The organism is Parabacteroides sp. B2-S-102 (assembly GCF_023656665.1).
Lineage (GTDB): Bacteria > Bacteroidota > Bacteroidia > Bacteroidales > Tannerellaceae > Parabacteroides > Parabacteroides distasonis.
Genome location: NZ_JAMOKM010000032.1, coordinates 1 through 19,220, shown reverse-complemented (window position 1 = coordinate 19,220; position 19,220 = coordinate 1). Strand labels below are relative to the sequence as shown.

At 46.6% G+C, this 19,220-nt stretch carries 18 protein-coding genes, 1 rRNA gene and 1 pseudogene; 9 read left to right on the top strand and 11 right to left on the bottom strand.

The genetic code is table 11. The features are described 5' to 3' along the window. Positions 1–30 precede the first annotated feature (30 nt). Positions 31–1,878: an ABC transporter ATP-binding protein gene (locus tag NBH07_RS21635; protein WP_005853867.1), complete on the bottom strand. Its 1,848-nt coding sequence runs from the start codon at positions 1,876–1,878 to the stop codon at positions 31–33. A 129-nt stretch (positions 1,879–2,007) separates the two neighbouring features. Here NBH07_RS21635 and NBH07_RS21630 point away from each other — a divergent pair, with 129 nt between their 5' ends. The 5 genes from NBH07_RS21630 to NBH07_RS21610 all read left to right on the top strand — a co-directional run bounded on the left by NBH07_RS21630 (position 2,008) and on the right by NBH07_RS21610 (position 8,766). Then, entirely contained in the window at positions 2,008–2,766 is a 759-nt protein-coding gene (locus NBH07_RS21630; RefSeq protein WP_250833604.1) for a radical SAM-associated putative lipoprotein, read from the top strand. 95 nt (positions 2,767–2,861) lie between these two features. After that, the gene (locus NBH07_RS21625) at positions 2,862–3,332 is read left to right on the top strand and encodes a radical SAM-associated putative lipoprotein (RefSeq protein WP_009017949.1); all 471 of its coding nucleotides are present in this window, start codon (positions 2,862–2,864) and stop codon (positions 3,330–3,332) included. A gap of 3 nt (positions 3,333–3,335) precedes the next feature. After that, on the top strand, positions 3,336–4,412 hold the full coding sequence (locus tag NBH07_RS21620; RefSeq protein WP_156682719.1) for a TIGR04133 family radical SAM/SPASM protein: 1,077 nt from the start codon (positions 3,336–3,338) through the stop codon (positions 4,410–4,412). 50 nt (positions 4,413–4,462) lie between these two features. Beyond that, positions 4,463–6,238, top strand: a complete 1,776-nt coding sequence (locus NBH07_RS21615; RefSeq protein ID WP_156682718.1) for a DUF4091 domain-containing protein — start codon at positions 4,463–4,465, stop codon at positions 6,236–6,238. A gap of 176 nt (positions 6,239–6,414) precedes the next feature. Continuing rightward, positions 6,415–8,766, top strand: a complete 2,352-nt coding sequence (locus tag NBH07_RS21610; RefSeq protein WP_156682717.1) for a glycoside hydrolase family 3 C-terminal domain-containing protein — start codon at positions 6,415–6,417, stop codon at positions 8,764–8,766. Positions 8,767–8,825: 59 nt separating this feature from the next. Here NBH07_RS21610 and NBH07_RS21605 read toward each other — a convergent pair whose 3' ends face one another. Continuing rightward, the gene (locus NBH07_RS21605; protein WP_156682716.1) at positions 8,826–9,419 is read right to left on the bottom strand and encodes a hypothetical protein; all 594 of its coding nucleotides are present in this window, start codon (positions 9,417–9,419) and stop codon (positions 8,826–8,828) included. Between the two features lie 184 nt (positions 9,420–9,603). Here NBH07_RS21605 and NBH07_RS21600 point away from each other — a divergent pair, with 184 nt between their 5' ends. Then, positions 9,604–9,855 carry a DUF2442 domain-containing protein gene (locus NBH07_RS21600; RefSeq protein ID WP_156682715.1) on the top strand — a complete coding sequence of 84 codons (252 nt, stop codon included), beginning with the start codon at positions 9,604–9,606 and terminating at the stop codon, positions 9,853–9,855. Between the two features lie 169 nt (positions 9,856–10,024). Here the strand turns inward: NBH07_RS21600 and NBH07_RS21595 are convergent, their stop codons facing one another. Next, positions 10,025–11,137 (bottom strand): hypothetical protein, encoded by a 1,113-nt coding sequence (locus tag NBH07_RS21595; RefSeq protein WP_156682714.1) that lies wholly within the window; start codon positions 11,135–11,137, stop codon positions 10,025–10,027. Between the two features lie 618 nt (positions 11,138–11,755). Here NBH07_RS21595 and NBH07_RS21590 point away from each other — a divergent pair. From NBH07_RS21590 to NBH07_RS21580, 3 genes and pseudogenes are all read left to right on the top strand, one after another. Beyond that, positions 11,756–12,595 (top strand): DUF6261 family protein, encoded by an 840-nt coding sequence (locus tag NBH07_RS21590; protein ID WP_156682713.1) that lies wholly within the window; start codon positions 11,756–11,758, stop codon positions 12,593–12,595. Positions 12,596–12,708: 113 nt separating this feature from the next. After that, positions 12,709–12,948: a hypothetical protein gene (locus tag NBH07_RS21585; RefSeq protein ID WP_008779908.1), complete on the top strand. Its 240-nt coding sequence runs from the start codon at positions 12,709–12,711 to the stop codon at positions 12,946–12,948. Continuing rightward, positions 12,912–13,019: pseudogene (locus tag NBH07_RS21580) on the top strand (type II toxin-antitoxin system mRNA interferase toxin, RelE/StbE family); the annotation flags it as partial. The gene NBH07_RS21585 and the pseudogene NBH07_RS21580, both read left to right, overlap by 37 nt. Positions 13,020–13,147: 128 nt before the next feature. Here the strand turns inward: NBH07_RS21580 and NBH07_RS21575 are convergent. The 8 genes from NBH07_RS21575 to rrf form a co-directional block, all read right to left on the bottom strand. Beyond that, complete coding sequence (locus NBH07_RS21575) at positions 13,148–13,423, bottom strand: hypothetical protein (RefSeq protein WP_039848765.1); 276 nt, start codon at positions 13,421–13,423, stop codon at positions 13,148–13,150. 123 nt (positions 13,424–13,546) lie between these two features. Beyond that, positions 13,547–14,860, bottom strand: a complete 1,314-nt coding sequence (gene der, locus NBH07_RS21570) for a ribosome biogenesis GTPase Der (RefSeq protein WP_005853839.1) — start codon at positions 14,858–14,860, stop codon at positions 13,547–13,549. Positions 14,861–14,884: 24 nt separating this feature from the next. Continuing rightward, positions 14,885–15,775, bottom strand: a complete 891-nt coding sequence (gene era, locus NBH07_RS21565) for a GTPase Era (RefSeq protein WP_008773803.1) — start codon at positions 15,773–15,775, stop codon at positions 14,885–14,887. Next, positions 15,759–16,763 carry a beta-ketoacyl-ACP synthase III gene (locus tag NBH07_RS21560; RefSeq protein ID WP_008779906.1) on the bottom strand — a complete coding sequence of 335 codons (1,005 nt, stop codon included), beginning with the start codon at positions 16,761–16,763 and terminating at the stop codon, positions 15,759–15,761. The genes era and NBH07_RS21560 overlap by 17 nt, the downstream gene beginning before the upstream one ends. Before the next feature lie 102 nt (positions 16,764–16,865). Next, positions 16,866–17,051: a 50S ribosomal protein L32 gene (gene rpmF, locus NBH07_RS21555; protein ID WP_005634607.1), complete on the bottom strand. Its 186-nt coding sequence runs from the start codon at positions 17,049–17,051 to the stop codon at positions 16,866–16,868. 12 nt (positions 17,052–17,063) lie between these two features. Beyond that, positions 17,064–17,654, bottom strand: coding sequence for a YceD family protein (locus tag NBH07_RS21550; protein ID WP_005867041.1), 591 nt, complete (start codon positions 17,652–17,654; stop codon positions 17,064–17,066). A gap of 88 nt (positions 17,655–17,742) precedes the next feature. Continuing rightward, positions 17,743–18,900: a sensor histidine kinase gene (locus NBH07_RS21545; protein WP_005853831.1), complete on the bottom strand. Its 1,158-nt coding sequence runs from the start codon at positions 18,898–18,900 to the stop codon at positions 17,743–17,745. A 238-nt stretch (positions 18,901–19,138) separates the two neighbouring features. Then, a 5S ribosomal RNA gene (rrf, locus tag NBH07_RS21540) occupies positions 19,139–19,220 on the bottom strand; the annotation flags it as partial.

Here is a 19,220-nt window from a genome sequence, read left to right as displayed (position 1 = left end):
ATCCACTGCAACCCGGGTTACAGTATCACCCTAAAAGCTTTGCATATCACATAGTCGTTTATAATAGCCATCCAAAGCCAACAACTCCTCGTGTTTGCCCCGTTCTACGATCTCACCCTCATGCATCACACAGATCTCATCTGCGTTACGGATCGTAGAGAGACGGTGGGCGATCACTACGGTCGTACGGTTCTTCATCAAGTTCTCCAACGCTTCTTGTACCAAACGTTCGGATTCCGTATCCAAGGCGGATGTGGCCTCATCCAAGATCAAGATCGGGGGATTCTTCAAGATCGCACGGGCGATACTGATTCGCTGGCGTTGTCCACCAGACAGTTTTCCACCTCGGTCACCTATATTGGTATCGTAACCTTTCTCACTCGCTATGATAAAATCGTGAGCGTTAGCGATGCGGGCGGCTTCCTCCACCTGTTCCATCGTAGCTCCTTCCACTCCAAAAGCGATATTGTTGAAGAAGGTATCGTTAAACAAGATAGCCTCTTGATTGACATTTCCCATCAATCCCCTAAGATCGAAAAGGGTGGCCTCACGGATATCCGTATCATCAATACGAATATTCCCTTTATTCACATCATAAAAGCGAGGCAATAGATCCACCAAGGTACTTTTGCCCGAACCGGATTGACCGACCAAAGCCACGGTTGTTCCTTTCCGGATATCCAGATTGATTCCTTTCAAGACCCAAGCTTCCTGATATTTAAACCAAACATCTTTATAACTGATTTTCTCTTTCAAGGCGATCTTCTTCGGATGTTCCGGATCATGGATATCCGTCTCCGCCTTCAAGATCTTATCGACACGCTCCATGGAGGCCAAACCTTTCTGGATCGCATAAACCGACTTACTTAGATCTTTCGCAGGATTGATAATGCTATAGAAAATAACCAGATAATAAATAAACGTAGGAGCGTCGATCGGGCTATTCGCACTCAAGATCAGCGTACCTCCATACCAAAGTACGATAGCGATCGTAACGGTTCCCAAAAACTCGCTCATCGGATGCGCCATTTGTTGGCGGCGATAGATACGGTTTGTCAACCGACGGAAGGTATCATTGCTTCGCTCAAAGCGGTCTTGTATCTTCTTCTCGGCGTTAAAGGCCTTGATAATACGGAGTCCGCCTAATGTCTCCTCGATCTGGCTCATCAGGAATCCCCATTGTTGCTGTCCTTCCAAGGACTTCCGTTTCAACTTCTTGCCGACTTGTCCCATTACGTAACCCGCCAACGGCAGCAGGATCAAGACGAACACGGTAAGTTGCCAACTGATAGCGATCATACCCACCAGATAGATCACGATCAGGATCGGGTTCTTGAATAACATGTCCAATGAACTCATGATGGATGTCTCAATCTCGTTCACGTCTCCGGATACACGGGCGATAATATCTCCTTTTCGCTCCTCGGAGAAAAAGCTCAACGGCAACTGCGTAATCTTCTTGTTAATCTGATTACGGATATCACGAACGACTCCAGTTCGAATCGGGATCATCGTATAAAAGGCCAGATACATGGTCGCCACTTTCAAGAAAGTCGCCACGATCAGGAAGATTCCCAACATAATCAAGGCGAACGAACCTCCGTGTACCTCTATCAGATCGGATACATACCAAAAAAAGTTATTCTTGATCAACTCCGGCAAGGCTTTCCACGACTCCCAGCTTCCTGCGTTAAAATTCCAATCCATAAAGGTATAATTTCCCTCATCCATCTTAAACAAGATCTGAAGGATCGGGATAATCAAGGCGAAAGAAAACAGGTTCAAGATAGCGGAAAGTACATTGAACACGATGTTCAGAACCATATACTTTTTGTAAGGGGGAACGAAACGCTTTAAAATACGTATGAAATCTCTCATAAATTGATCTGTTACATTGAAGTGGCAAAGATACAAAAAGTCATCACATTTTCTTACGCATTCGCATGCAACTATTTTGCTGCCCCATTCATCAAATAAATAGAATCGTAAATAAAAATAATTTACACCATGAAAAGGATGCACTTGCAATTGTTGAAAAAAGCCAACTGCGTATTGGCGAGTTTATTAATGCTTTTAGGTTTCTCCTGCACTGACGACGAGGGAGAAGGTCCCATAATTTGTGAATATGGCACTCCTTACGCCAATTTTCAGATAAAAGGAAAAGTCGTGGATACAAACGATCATCCGATACCTAACGCCCAAATACGTATCAATCGAAATGACGCAAGAATTTATCCTTACGGATGGCTGCATACCGATACCGTAAGGACCGACGCTAACGGAGAGTTTGATTGGAAGAAAACTGATTTTCCAATCCTAAAATACCGATTCATCACGGAAGACATAGATGAAGAAATGAACGGAGGACAATTCGCATCCGATACGACTCAAGTAATCTTCGACAGCGAGGAACTTACTGGAGGCGATAGATGGTACGAAGGTAGCGCCTCAAAGGAAATCAAGATCACACTTAAGGAATATGTAGATACACATACGGAACCTTACGCATTATACACGATCTACGGAAAAGTAACTGATGATCAAGGTTATCCGCTGGCCGGAGTCGCAATCTTAACCTCACCGGCATATACCCCTACTCAAGAGGACGACCTTTCCAGCTTTCCAGCTTTCCGGCTATCACGGATGAGACCGGACGATATCAATTCACCTACGATAAGGCTACGGCAATCGAACATACCATCTACACAAAATTATCTTCGTATTGGAATGACCCAAACGCTTGCAAAACTGATTCTATTATCGTAAATTTCGCCGAAATTGAATTATTACAAGGGAAAGGGATGTTAATAGGTAAAGGATCAAAAGAAATTAACTTCCAACTAACACGCAAAAACTAGAAAATGGGAACAGTGTATCATTCCATATTAAAAGGTTTTAACTGGATTTTAGCGGGGCTTCTTTCTCTACTAGGCTTCAGCGTTACTTCCTGTGGCGCTACAGATGAGTATGGTAGCCCTTACGCAGAATACGAGTTGAAAGGAAAAGTTACAAATATGAACGGAGATCCCATCCAAGGAATAGAGCTCAACTATGGAGGCATATATAATAACGTATTATTTTCCTCATATATAAGCGAGATGTATAAATCGCCCCAAACCCAAAAAGACGGAAGTTACGATATAAAATTCGAGGATTCCCCAATGGGCATCGTACGCATTATCGCTAAAGATATTGACGGGCCTGAAAACGGATCATTCGAGACGGATTCGATAGATGTCAAGATCGAAGGATTTGAGGGAGGTAAATCTTGGTTCCATGGGAAAGCGGAGGTTAACATCCCCGACATCAAACTTAAAGAGAAAAAAGAATAAAATATGGACAAACGCCCAAACATCAAAAAACGTATCGCCCTAGAGCTTTTTCGAAGTATCAAGAAGAACAGGGCAAAACTACACGAATTGCGTACACTCTTTTGGGAGTGTACGCTTCGTTGTAATGTATCCTGCCGTCATTGCGGGAGCGATTGCCATGTCTCGGCCTCTGTCCCGGATATGCCTGTCGAAGACTTCCTGAAAGTCATAGACAATATCACGCCTTACGTCGAGCCGAACAAAGTGCTCATCATCTTTACCGGAGGCGAGGCGCTGGTTCGTAAGGATATCGAGAAATGCGGGTTGGAGCTGTATCGCAGGGGATATCCTTGGGGGATCGTCTCCAATGGTTATCTGATGACCCGGGAACGGCTCGACTCGCTCTTGGCTTCCGGATTGCACTCGGCAACTATCAGCTTGGATGGTTTCGAGGAAGCGCATAACTGGCTTCGCCGTAATCTTAAAAGTTTCGAGAAGGCACTGAATGCCATCTGTATGTTGGCCGAGGAAAAGGAGATCATCTGGGATGTGGTGACTTGCGTAAACCAACGCAACTTCAAGGATTTGATGCTCTTCAAGGATTTCTTGATCGAGATGGGCGTAAAACGGTGGCGTATCTTTACGATCTTCCCTGTCGGACGTGCCGCGACCGAGACGGATTTGCAACTGACAAACGAACAGTTCACATGGGTCATGAACTTCATCCGCTTCTGCCGGAAAGAGGGTAAGATACACGTTAGCTACGGCTGCGAGGGCTTCCTCGGGAATTATGAGGCGGAGGTACGCGATTCGATCTTCCAATGCAACGCCGGCATCAATACGGCCTCGGTCTTGGCGGACGGAGCGATCTCAGGCTGTCCCAGTATCCGGGCCAACTTCCACCAAGGGAATATCTACAAGGATAAGTTCATAGATATATGGAATAATGAGTTTAAACCGTATCGTAACCGCCAGTGGGCTAAAAAAGGGGAATGCGCAGATTGTAAGATGTTCCGTTATTGCGAAGGCAACGGGATGCACTTATACGATGATGAGGGGAATCTGCTCGTATGCCACTACAAGAGGTTAGTTGACAAGTGACAATTAATTCCTATCTTTGCCCTAGTTAATATTCTAAAATAAGCAATCGTATGAAAAACACTTTCATCCTTTGTGCCTTTCTGGCACTAAGTTCTTTTACCGTAGCCCAGCAATCCGAGAAATATCCGCTAGGCGACTATACGGAATTGACCGACACGAAACCGCATGACAGCGACGAGATCTGGGACAAGTTATCGGCCCCAACCCAATTAAGCTGGGGCACGACCGATATACGATATCCGAAACTCAGCATCCCCGATGTCAAGAAAAGCAATCGCTGGCAGACGAAAGCATGGAAAGGGGAACGGGTAAATGCGCAAGCCGTGTTATGGACCAAGGCGGGACTCGAGGATGCCTCTATCACCGTGAGTGACTTGAAGAGCGGCTCTTCCATCATCCCATCCTCCGCTATCACGACGAACTTTGTCCGTTACGTCATGACCGATGAGTTGAATAAAGACCGTAAAGGCGGTTGCGGCCACCGAGAGAATAAGGCGGAATGGGATTCCTCCGTCGTAGCCGATGTATTGGATATCGTAAAGATCCGTGATATCAAGGCACGCACCACCCAGCCGATCTGGATGAATATCTGGGTACCTCAATCCGCGAAAGCCGATAAATATAAAGGGACATTGACCGTCACGGGAAAAAATGCCTCCCCCATGGAATTACAAATAGAAGTGGACGTATTGAATCGCACACTTCCCGCCCCGAAGGACTGGGCTTTCCATCTGGACTTATGGCAGAACCCGTATTCCGTGGCCCGTTACTACCAAGTTCCTCTTTGGAGCAAAGAGCATTTCGACGCTATGCGCCCGATCATGAAGATGTTGGCGAACGCCGGACAATGCGCTATCACCACTAGTATCATGCACAAACCTTGGGCCGGACAGACGGAGGATCATTTCGATAGTATGATCACCCGGATCAAGAAGATAGACGGCACTTGGGTATATGACTACGCCGTCTTCGACAAATGGGTGGAATTCATGATGAACGAGATCGGTATCGATGATATGATCAGTTGCTACACCATGATCCCTTGGGCTTTATCTTTCGATTATTACGACGAGGCGACAAATCGTGTACAATTCCTCAACACTAAACCGGGTGACGCCGCTTACGCAGACTATTGGGGTACTTTCCTAAAAGATTTCTCCCGCCACCTTCGCGAGAAAGGTTGGTTCGAGAAAACCGCTATCTCTATGGACGAGCGTCCGATGGAGGCGATGCGTGAGGCGATCAAGGTTATCAAGCAAGCCGATCCGGAGTTCAAGATCACGCTGGCCGGAAATTATCATCCGGAAATTCAATCGGACTTATACTATTTAAGTATTCCCTATGGGCATAAATTCCCAGAAGACGTAAAGGCTGCCCGTGATAAAGCGGGACAGATCAGTACCGTTTATACCTGTTGCGCGGAAGCGTTCCCGAATACCTTCACCTTCTCCGACCCGGCGGAAGCGGCATGGACGGTCTTGCACGCCGTAGCCGGTGGTTACGACGGTTATCTACGTTGGGCAGTTAATAGCTGGACCGCCGATCCTCTGCGTGACTCGCGTTTCCGCACTTGGGCGGCAGGCGATACATACAGTATTTATCCCGGTCCACGCAGTAGCATCCGCTTCGAGCGTTTGGTCGAGGGTATACAAGATTGCGAGAAGATCCGCATCCTCCGGGAAGAGCTGACAACGAAAGGAGCTAAAGGCAAACTCGAGAAGTTGAACAAGACGGTTGCCAAGATCACTCCGGAAGGTTTATCCGAGACACAAGAATCCGCTACGCAGATGGTTAATGAGATTCATAAACTTCTGAATACATTATAAATAGTACCGGACGCCGACTGCGCAGTCGGCGTCCCCTAAATATATCATCAAACCCCTACAATGTTTGATATTCATCAAAAAACGAAATCCTTACCTCCGATACCTTTCTTTTTCTTTGTCCGCCTCGATTCCTTCGCCTACTTTTGGGGCACTGAAAAACACAAAAACCATTCTATATGAACAAACTATTAATGGGCGCATGCCTTACGATGGCCATGCAAGTAGGGCACTCCCAAACCTTGCCGCAATTGGGTAAAGATCCTATCGAGAAAATCGTAGCCGCCATGACTGCCGAAGAGAAAGTATCCCTGTTAGTCGGAACCGGAATGCCCGGGTTCGGCGGCCAATCAGCCGTAGTCGGCAGCACGCAAAATCTAGTGCCGGGAGCCGCCGGAACGACCTTCCCGATCGAACGTCTGGGAATCCCCGCTATCGTAGTGGCCGACGGTCCCGCCGGATTACGTATCTCCCCGACTCGCAAGGGGAACGAGGCGACCTATTATTGCACGGCATTCCCGGTCGCTACCTTGCTAGCCTCCACATGGAACACCGCATTGGTCAAAAACGTAGGCAACGCCATGGGCGACGAGGTGAAAGAATACGGTTGCGACGTACTCTTGGCCCCCGCGCTGAATATCCACCGAAGCCCTCTCTGCGGACGTAACTTCGAGTATTATTCCGAAGATCCCTACTTGACGGGCCGGATAGCGACAGCGATGGTAAACGGTATCCAAAGCAATGGCGTGGGAACCTCCATCAAGCATTTCGCCGTCAATAATCAAGAGACCAACCGGACGGGAACGGATGCCCGCCTCACCCCTCGTGCCTTGCGGGAGATTTATCTAAGAGGTTTCGAGATGGTCGTAAAAGAGGCAAGCCCGTGGACGGTCATGTCTTCCTACAATAAGATAAATGGTGAATATGCCTCCGAAAGCCGTGATTTGCTAACGACCATCCTCCGTGACGAATGGGGTTTTAGCGGCCTTGTCATGACCGACTGGTTTGGCGGCAAGAACGCCCCCGCCCAGATCCACGCCGGAAACGATCTGCTGATGCCCGGCCGGCCGGACCAGAAAGAGGCCCTCCTAAAAGCGCTTGAGGACGGTTCTCTCTCTATCGACGACGTGGATACGGACGTAACCCGTGTATTACGACTGATCCTTCAATCCCCCCGCTTTGCCCAATACGCCTATTCCGACAAACCGGACCTGAAAGCTCACGCCGAGGTAACCCGTGCGTCCGCTTCCGAAGGTATGGTTTTATTAAAGAATACGAATAATGCCTTGCCGCTGGCCCCGGGTATCAAGAAGATAGCGGCTTACGGTACCACCTCGTACGATTTTATCGCCGGAGGCACCGGCAGTGGCGACGTGAACGAGGCTTATACCGTATCCCTCGTGGAAGGTCTGGAGAACGCCGGTTATACCATGGACGCCGAAGTGAAAGCCTTATACGAGAAATACAGTACCGAGGAAAAGGCGAAACAGCCGAAAGACACGAGCCCCGCCGCCGCTTTCTTCAACCACCCTCGTATCCCGGAGTTCGTACCGGATGCCGCTGGGCTGGCCGTTAAGGCGAAAGAGGCGGATATCGCCTTCGTTACGATAGGCCGTAGCTCGGGAGAGTTCCAAGACCGGAAGATCGAGGGAGATTTCAACCTGACGGAGAATGAGCGAGCGTTGATCCAATCGGTTTCCGACGCTTTCCATAAGGAAGGGAAGAAGGTGGTCGTAATCTTGAATATCGGGGGCGTGATCGAGACCGCCAGCTGGAAATCGGAACCGGACGCCATCCTATTGGCTTGGCAAGCCGGGCAGGAAGGAGGTAACACGGTAGCCGATATCCTGTCCGGAAAGGTGAATCCTTCCGGTAAGCTCCCGATGACTTTCCCCGTGAGCATCGCCGACGTAGCCTCCACGAAGAATTTCCCGGACGCTTCGGGTATCGACCTGAAAGAAATGTTAGCCGGTTTCATGGGAGGAGGCCCGGAGCATACGGATCGTAAGAATATTGACTATACCAACTACGAGGAGGGTATCTACGTGGGCTACCGTTACTTCGATACGTTCGGCGTGCCCGTCTCCTATCCGTTTGGCTACGGACAGTCGTATACGACTTTCAATTATTCGAGCTTGAAAGTGTTCATGGGTGATACGGACTACAGCATCAGTTGCACGATCACGAACAATGGCCCGGTAGCCGGGAAGGAAGTGGTCCAGCTATATATCTCCGCCCCCGGCAAGAGCATGGATAAACCGGCGAAAGAGTTGAGAGGTTTCGCCAAGACCCAACTCCTCCAGCCGGGCGAGAGCCGTGAGATCATCTTCAAGGTGAAAGATACGGATCTGGCCTCCTTCGACGAGAGCGCCAGTCATTGGGTCGTAGAGTCCGGTAAATATGAGGCGCAGATCGGTTCCTCCGCCGCCGACATCCGCCTAAGGGATTCCTTCAACGTGAAGGGGCGGGTAACGGAGAAGGTTCATGCGGTACTGTTGCCCGGCGAGAGGATCGATCTTCTGAAAAGATAAGCCCGGAGGTATCTACCTAGTTATCGGGAGGGCGGGGTATCAACCTCGCCCTCTACTTATTAATCACCCGGCTGTTCCGGCTCTAAGAAAGTAAGGTAGGTCTCCACACGCCCCTCCAGCTTCGCCTCCATGGTCCCTTGCTCCGACACGAAGAGATATTTGTCCTTTTTCTCCTCCTCGGTCCATGTATCGGGAGTGTAGGGAACGATCTTCCGGTCGCCAGCAGTCCTCATGAAATAGATAGCGGGCAGAAGGCCGTTCAGTTGGATCTGGTTCGGGCCGATATAGCGTTCCTCGTATTGTCGCGAGAAACGCGAGCTCACCCTCTCCAGCCGGAAGCGGTCGAGATTATTCATAAACAGGTAATCCGTGCCTTCATCTCCCGGCAGGGAGGTGTAGATCATAGATGAGACTTTCACGGCACCGGCCGGTGTCGTGTACAAATAATAGAAATATACAGTCCATGTATTCTTGGAGCGGGTTTGAAGGGTATGTGTCTCCTGCAAGGAATGCAAGGCCCAAAATCCCGGGGGCGTGCATCTCACCCTTTGTACGAATTTATCCTTCGCGATTTCCACTCTTCCCCGGATCTCCAGAAAGTCCTTATAGGCCACTGCCTCTATTTCCTCGTTTGTCATTGATGGCGTAAACATGATTATTTTTAATTTTTAAGGTAAAGAGACATAAAGGTACGATTATAAATGGGGATTCCAAGGGTTTCAAGGAAATGTGGATGAAAGAAAGACAAAAAAGAGAGGCGAACTCGTACCCTTATCTTTTTTATTCCATATATTCGTGATGAAAATCCCCTAAGACCCATTTAAAAGAGAAAAAGTTATGACTGAAGATATAGATTTAATACGCGTCACTGGCGTGGAATATGTCAAGGACTATACCATGCGATTGGAATTTAGCAACGGTAAGGTGAAATTAGTGAACTTCCTCCCTTTACTGAAAGGGAAACTTTTCGAGCCATTGAAAGACCTCCGGAATTTCGTCCAGTTCGGGCTCACCCACTGGACACTGGAATGGAACAATGGGGCAGATTTCGCTCCGGATTACTTGTATAGGAATGGGGTGGAGGCTTAAGACAAGGCCTGTATTTGCTATAAACCTCCCTTTTGAGAAATGAAGCGTTCCCAAAGAGGAGGTTTAAGATATTGTTAGAATCGAACAAGCATATCCCCGGTTTGTACCGCTCCCCAAAGATCTCTCATAGTGTTAAAACAGGTTCGTTTTCTTGTACTGACGGTTAAGATTATAGACTCTCTTCTCTAATCACATTTTCCCAATACACCATATCATTATATTCATCAGCTTCTAACATTATCTCCATTTCCATATCACTCCAAGAATCTATATCATCTACAAAATCATCCTCTACTGGCACACCAACACCTCTCAAGTCTATTTGATCCATATTAGATTCATCAATTTCAGATTGAATTCTATTGATTTCATTCTTATAACAACAACCACAAGATCTAAACCCTAATTGTTCAAGCAATGAATCTTCCATTTTTAGATCCGGATTATTTTTTATCCGATAATATTCCTTTAAATAGTATTTTAACGGGAATTTAAAAAGTTTATTATACTCCTTTAATAGTTCTCTTATTTCGTCATCTTTGTAACCTGTATTATTAGAAGAGAAAGGCTTTGTTGTATACGGATTCCTCTTAGAATAATTAGAAAGTATAGATCTGTTCTTATCACTTTTATGATAATATTGACCAGATTCTCTTATCAATTGATCTATTTTAGCCTCTATATCCATTGGATTATTGCTACAAATTGTTTCTACACCAGAATTCTTAGCATCAAACTCTGTTATGCTTCGAATCATAGCTCCAGGAAAACGATTATTTACACGCATAAGAAAAATGTCCTTGTCTTTTTCATATAAGATCTCACCTTCAGACCTCCACCAATTCCTGTATTCGTCAACATTCTTCTCCAATATCTCTTTTTCTTCCGTATTCAACTTCTTCATTACTAGAAATTCTTTATTTCCATCAAAAAAAATATTCCTAAAACGTATCGAGGTCGGAATCTTATAATTTTTAAAATCAGATTTCAAACGAGGACAAGCTAAATCAAAATGATAAGCAGGAGGATTATGCTCCTCATATACCCACCAAAACGTATCCTCTTTTATTGGAAGTTTTTCATATATTTCATTCATAAATTCTTCTGGGTTCTCCATCAACTTTTTGAATGCTAACAATTCATGTTGTTCATATTTGCTAAACATCGCTTTGAGAATCCTATTTTTCTCTTCTTTATAGAGATTTCCCTCAATCTCTATTTTACTCAGATTTAGATTCCTTATTATTTTACTCGCATTAGATTTCGTGATATAGACATACATAATAAATTAAATTGCCCATCTTGCTCCCTAAGCTGGGGTTAACAAATAAAAGAAGCGTGGGAACCATCGCTTATCACTGTACTGAGGCTCTGGAATGCCCACTCTTCAATAATAAGACGATAGTCCCACGCTTTATGATTGTATATAATTCACCCATTGGGTTAGTATATAACAAACACAAGCGCAGGAGCTACATTCTCATTATCTTGAAGAGTAGAAATTTTCCAGATTTCAGTACAAGATAATATCGAAACGCTTCTACGTTATTTTTCCAATACGTCGCGAAGATCGTGTTTTTTTAAAACATTCGCAAAACAATCAGATTCTTAATGTCTCTTAGCCCTAAGAAATGCCCTCGAAGGGTGAAAAATGACTTCTTAGGGCTAAAAGATAGTTTTTCAACCGTGAAAAGTGATTTCCTTGGCATAGGAAGGGACTTTCAAGGCCGCGAAACCATTTCTTAGGCCTAAAAAGCCTATTTTCACCCTTGAAAAGCCATTTCTTAGGCCTAAGATGATTATTCGCGCCATTCAATCCCCATTTTTTAGACCTAAGAAGCCCTTATTCAGCAAATATCCCTAACTTAGAGAAGTTTTTAAACTCTAAATCAAATTTACCATGAGTACTTACACAAAAATCAAGACACTTCCGCTCTCTCTTTTCAACAACGCCGAGTACCTCTCCTTCATGAACCACGTCCTCGACCTAGCCAACGGAAACAGCGGTGGCGGCGATTCCGAGTCCCCCGACGAGATCTCCCTGCTGACCGGCAGCGACGGCATCCCCGAGCTGGGCCTCACCAAAGAATTCCTCGATACCTACGAGGCAGATCTCCTCGCCATGGCCGACGTGGTGGACGAGAGCCGCACCTCGCAGGAGACCGAGCAAATGGCCTTGCACGATACCAACCGCGACAACCTCGCCATCTATATCATCACCCGCATCTCACGGGCCGGTACCCTCCCGTTGGAGGCCGAGCGTGACGCGGGCAAGTACCTATACAAGGTCATCAAGCCCTATAACGGCATCGCCCGCCTCCCCATGGCGCAGGAGACCGCCAAGATAAAGGGCCTCTTGCTGGATTTGCGCAAGGACGAGAACAAGCCGTACGTCACCACGCTCGGCCTCGACGCTTACCTCGCCGAGCTGGAGAAAGAGAATAACGCCTACGACCAATTGTCGCAGCAACACGTCCAAACCCGGACTACCTCCAAAAAGGAAAGCGGCACCAACCTGCGCAAGCGGATCGACGTGTATTATGACGATCTCACCCTGCTGGCCCAGTCCTATAGCGTAGCGAAGCCGTCCGAGAAAGCGACCGCCTTCATCGCCGCCCTCAACCAGCTGATTGCCGAGACTACTACCGCCTACAACCAGCGCATGGCCTCCGCCAAGAAACCGGCGCCCGCTCCCGAGCCTACACCCGGCGGAGACTCCGAGAGCCCGGACGAGATCTAACCGTCACGTCCCTCCCCCCGACGCGGAAGCGGGAAATAAAAAGAGAAGGCAAACAACTCCCCTTCTCTTTTTATTCCGTATATTCGCGAAGGAAATTCCTAAAACAGAGCGATATGGAGACAACGACATCATTAAAGACATTCGAGGTAACCATCCCCGAGAAATACGCCGACATCTTGAAGAAATTCATCACTTCGCTGGAAGGCAAGGTGAAGGCACAGAAGAAATCCGGATTGGACGAGGCCTTGGAGGACGTGAAGGCAGGAAGGATTTATCATGCGGAAAGCACAAAGGATTTGATGAAACAAATCCTAGATTGTGGGAATGCCATATCCAAGGAGATTGGCTGCTGATATGGAGCCAAGACGACACGGAGCTAATCTTGCTTTTCACCGATACCGGAACGCATTCAGACCTATTCTAAGATAAATGGCCGCCTCCCCCATAAGGAAAGACGGCCATTCGCTTTATTCTATCTTTATCCTTCTCGTATGCTTGATACGGTTCATGCTGGAAGCGGCATGGATAATGTCCAGCACCTCTATCCGGCAATCAGTGATCCGATAAACGATCAAATGAGAATCCAAGATAATGTTTCGGTACATCCGGCTTTTGGTTTCTCAGGAACTCCACCTTCCATTCCTCAAACTCACGATTCGCTATATCCAACGGCGTAAACGGCCCTTTCTCTATCTCATGGATATACTCCAAAAACTCCTCTTGGGTAAATTGAGCGGGACGGTTCGGGTTCCATTTATCCGAACCGGAAAAACGTGCGGGACAACGGTTTCTCCCTGCTTTGGAAAAGATGTCTTTCACTTTCGTCATAGTTATTTTGTTTTTAATTCGATAATGCCCCAAATATACACAATTAATCCAAATACACAGCATAAAAAACGCCTGACCTCCACGAAGGATGGCCAAGCGTCTCTCATATATGTAACTATGTATTTACTTTTCCCGGATAAATATATTAATCGGCGTACCGGTAAAATCCCAGTTCTCGCGTATCTTGTTCTCAAGGAAACGTTTGTACGGGTCCTTGATCCATTGCGGCAAGTTACAGAAGAACACGAAAGAAGGCACGCTGCCCGCCGGGAGCTGGGTGATATATTTGATCTTGATATACTTACCCTTCCATGCTGGGGGAGGATAATTCTCGATGATCGGGAGCATCACCTCGTTCAGCTTGGCCGTAGGGACACGCTTGGAGCGATTCTCGTAAACCTCCTTGGCGGTCTCCAGCACCTTCAGGATACGTTGTTTCGTCAGAGCGGAGATAAACAAGATCGGGAAGTCGGTAAACGGAGCCAGACGCTCGCGGATAGCGGTCGTGTACGAGTCGATCACCTTCTGGCTCTTATCTTCGATCAAGTCCCACTTATTCACACAAACCACCAATCCCTTCTTATTCTTCTGCACCAGCGAGAAGATATTCATATCCTGGCTCTCGATACCCCTCGTAGCGTCCAACATCAGCACGCAGACATCCGAGTTCTCGATGGCGCGGATCGAACGGATCACCGAGTAATACTCCAAGTCCTCATTCACCTTCCCCTTCTTACGGATACCCGCCGTATCCACCAAATAGAAGTTCAAGCCGAATTTATTATATTTCGTGTAGATGGAATCACGGGTCGTGCCTGCGATATCGGTAACGATATGACGATCCTCGCCAATAAAAGCATTGATAAGAGAAGATTTTCCTGCGTTCGGGCGTCCTATAATCGCGATACGGGGCAACTCCTCCTCCAGTATCTCCACCTTCTCCTCGGGCAACGTCGCCACGATCTTATCCAGCAAATCCCCGGTATAAGAACCATTGATGGCCGAGATGCAGAAAGGATCTCCCAAGCCAAACGAGTAAAACTCCGCCGAGGCCGGATGCAGATCATAATTATCCGCCTTGTTCGCCACCACGATCACCGGCCGCTTGCAACGACGCAAGATCTGCGCCACCTCCATGTCCAGATCCGTGATGCCATTCAATACATCGACGACGAACAAGATCACGTCCGCCTCCTCGATAGCCACTTTTACCTGCTTGTTGATCTCCTCCTCGAAAACATCCTCCGAGTTAACCACCCATCCGCCTGTGTCAATCAGCGAAAACTCCTTGCCGGTCCACTCCACCTTGCCGTACTGACGGTCGCGGGTAGTACCAGCCTCCTCGTTCACGATCGCCTGACGGGTACCCGTCAACCGGTTGAAAAGGGTTGACTTACCTACATTGGGTCTCCCCACTATCGCTACTATATTTCCCATAAATTCTCCTTTCGTATGCTATTATTAGTCCAGCTGATAACCGAAGTTCTTCAATATGTTGTCACGGTTACGCCAGTCTTTTTCCACTTTGACAAACATTTCCAAAAACACCTTCTTTCCGAAGAAACGTTCGATATCCTTCCGGGCCATAGCACCTACTTTCTTCAATGCTTGCCCTTGATGCCCGATGATGATCCCTTTCTGGGTATCACGCTCCACGATGATCAGCGCCTTGATATGGATCAGCTCATCATCTTCCTTGAACAACTCGACGACCACTTCTACCGCATAAGGTATTTCCTTCTGATAATATAACAAGATTTTCTCACGAATGATCTCTGTCACGAAGAAACGGGCCGGTTTATCGGTCAAGGCGTCTTTCTCGAAATAAGGCGGGGAATCAGGCATCAACTCCTCCACCCGACGCTTCACGTAATCTATATTGAAATTCGAAAGCGCAGAGATCGGGATGATCTCGGCCTTCGGAAGCAATTCCTTCCACTGGGCCACGAGCTTCTCCAGCTCCGGCTGATTGGTCTGGTCGATCTTATTGATCAACAAGAGAACCGGACACTCTATGCTCTGTACCCGTGCTAGGAACTCATTATTTTTATCAATCGTCTCGACAACATCCGTCACGTACAACAGCACGTCGGCGTCGCCTAAGGCGGATTGAGAGAAATTAAGCATGGATTCCTGCAACTTATAATTCGGCCGCAAGACTCCCGGCGTGTCAGAATACACGATTTGCATATCGTCGGTATTCACGATACCCATAATACGATGCCTTGTCGTTTGCGCCTTCGAGGTGATAATAGAGATCCGCTCCCCGACCAAACGATTCATCAACGTAGACTTACCTACGTTTGGGTTTCCAACGATATTGACAAAACCCGATTTATGCTTTTTTTCCATCATACCCCCATTTCAGATAAACCGCTCCCCACGTAAAGCCCGCTCCAAAAGCGGCGAGGATCAGGTTATCTCCTTTTTTCAATTGATTCTCCCATTCCCATAGACAAATAGGAATCGTACCGGCGCTTGTGTTGCCGTATTTCTGGATATTGATCATCACCTTATCCATATCTACGCCCAAGCGTTTCGCCGTAGCGTCGATAATCCGCAAGTTCGCTTGATGAGGAACGATCCACGCGATATCATCATGCGTCAAGCCATTCTTCTCCGCAATCTCAGCGGCCACGTCCGCCATATAAGAAACCGCGTACTTGAACACCACACGTCCATCTTGATAAACGAAATGCTCACGGTTATCCACCGTCTCGTGAGAAGGAGGATAAGCCGAGCCGCCCGATTTCATGATCAGATGCGGATAGCCTACGCCGTCTGTCCGTAAAATAGTATCCAAGACACCGAACTCCTCGGTAGTTGGCTCCAGCAAGACCGCTCCGCAAGCATCCCCGAACAAAGGACAAGTAGAACGATCTTGATAATCTGTAATAGATGTCATCTTATCACCCGATACGACAACCACCTTCTTATAACGCCCCGAGCGAATATAATTAGCGCCCGTCTCCAAAGCATACAAGAAGCCTGCGCACGCACCTTGCATATCAAAAGTCATCGCATTCTTACAACCTGTATGATAAGCGATGATAGAAGAAGTTGTCGGGAAATGATGATCCGGGGTAGTCGTAGCGGTCAAGACAACCTCTACTTCTTCCGGATTCAGGTTCGTTTTCTCGAGCAATTGCTTCACGGCCCGTATACCCATGTAAGAGAGTCCTACGCCCTCCCCTTTCAATATCCTGCGCTCCTTAATACCCACACGAGTCATGATCCACTCATCCGTCGTATCGACCATCTTGGAAATATCCTCATTCGTCAATACATCTTCAGGAACGTATCCACCCACTCCTGTGATAACCGCATTTATCTTATCCATAACTTTAAAAATAAAAGGACTACTTATCCCAAGTAAAAAAAAGCCCTAAAAAAACTTTTAGGGCTATTTCTTTTGTTCATCAAACCATATAAGTTGACAAACTTACACAGCAGCTTCTTTTTCAATCGCTAATTTACCTCTGTAATAACCGCACTCACCACATACTGTGTGATAGATGTGCCATGCGCCACAGTTCGGGCAAATTGCCATTGTTGGAGCTACAGCCTTGTCATGAGTTCTTCTCTTGGCTGTTCTTGTCTTACCTTGTCTTCTTTTAGGATGTGCCATTGTTTTATTTATTTAATTGTTATCATTCTCTAGCAAACCTTTCAGAGCATCCCAACGAGGATCGGCAGGACTAGCGTTTCCGTCATCTTCCAACGCCAAATCATCACCTCCCATGTCATCCTCAAAATCGTCTTCGGTCTCATCCGAACTTCTGGCGGTATGTTTCTTCAATTTAGACGACATTGCCTTATTACATTTACCCGGCGCATGTACATGCTTCATGGGAACCGCCAAAGCGATAAACTCATACAGGAACCACGCCAAATTAATAGCGCCCTCCTCTTCCGGTATCACGACAACCTCATCACTTTCCTCGGCATATTCCTTGCCGAATTTTACCACCAGACGATTGTGGGTATCAATAGGAATTTCCATATCGTCCAAGCATCTATCGCATGGAACAACAACAACCCCTTCTATCTGAAAGTTCATCTCAAACATCATTGACGACCGTTTTACGGTAAGATGAACCTTCACTTTGCCCTTCTGGACCTCGGTTCCGTCAATGTCCACAAAAAACTTGTTCTCCAAAAGATACTCGAATTCGTGTACTCCCGGAGAGAGATTTTTCAAATCTACATTATATAATTTAAATTTCCCCAAAGCCTTTTAGTGTAAAAACCTTGCAAAGGTACGAAAAAACTAAATACAAAAACAATACCTTTATGCTTATTTTTTCCTATAATACGATTTAACCCTTATATTTCTTCAATTTTATACGAAAAGTCGTCCCTTTCCCTAGCTCCGAACTCTTCACGAAAATCTTTCCTCCTTGGAAGGACTCGATAATGCGCTTTACCAAGGACAAGCCTAATCCCCAGCCACGTTTCTTGGTCGTATACCCCGGATTGAAAACCGTCTTGAATTTTGATTTCGGGATACCTTTTCCGGTATCAGCCAAATCGATCAGCACGACCTTCTCTCTTTCCTCTACTTTTAGCGAAATCTCACCCTGCCCCTCCATGGCGTCCACCGCATTTTTCGTCAGGTTCTCGATTACCCAAGCGAACAGGGAATCATTCATTAAGACCAATATCGGCCGCTCCGGTAAATACGTATTGATTTTCACCTTCGAGGAAATACGGGTCTCCATGTATCCCAAAGCCGCACGGATGGATTCCACGATATTTGTCGGAACCGGATCTGGATCTGAACCGATTTTAGAGAAACGCTCCGCTATCGTTTGTAAGCGTTTCACATCCTTATCCATCTCTGTCAATAGAGAAGGATCTATATCTTTCGTTCGCAAATATTCAACCCAAGCGATTAGCGAGGATATAGGCGTTCCTAATTGGTGAGCCGTCTCTTTCGATAACCCCACCCACACTTTATTCTGTTCTGCCTTCTTTGTACTAGCCAAGGCTAAAAAAGCGATTAATATAAAAACAAATACAACTGATAATTGCGCATAGGGATAAACAAGCAGTCGCTTTAAGATAATCGAATCATCGTAATATAAATATTGGTAAGTACCATCCTCCATGTCAATTACGATCGGAGGATTTTTGGTTCTCAGTTCCTTAACCTTATTCGTCATGAACTGCGCTACATTCTTTTCCGGAATCTCTATATTATTATAAGAAACCACGCTATCCGTCTCACTGCATAATATAACAGGAATAGAAGTATTCCCTTGGATGATTTTTAGGATAAGATTCATATTAAGGCTTGGATTCTCACTGGTCATGACCCGGGTTGCCTCACTCCAAACCTCGATCTTCTGACGCTCTTCTCGGGCCAGATCTTTAATCAAGAGATCCGATACTACCACAGAAGCCATAGCGATCAATACTGCGGCAAAAATAAAGCCTAATTTCCATCTTTGACGAGAATCATATATGCTGCTCATAAATCAGAATCATTCGGTGAATTCTTAATATAACGGCAAGATACGAACTTTATTGTTCCCGATTCAGCAAACAATGAAATCTCACCCAGTTGTAAAGACGCAGCGTGCTGCGTCTCATCCCCTAGCAATAGTAACAATACTATCAGTCTGTAGTGAGCGAGGCACACCACGTCTCTACAACGGCTAGTGCCATATAACAAAAAAAGGAGCCAATCTTTCGACTGACTCCTTTCACCTAAGACGGCGGCTACCTACTCTTCCACTGTTACGCAGTACCATCGGCGTGACGAGGCTTAACTTCTCTGTTCGGAATGGGAAGA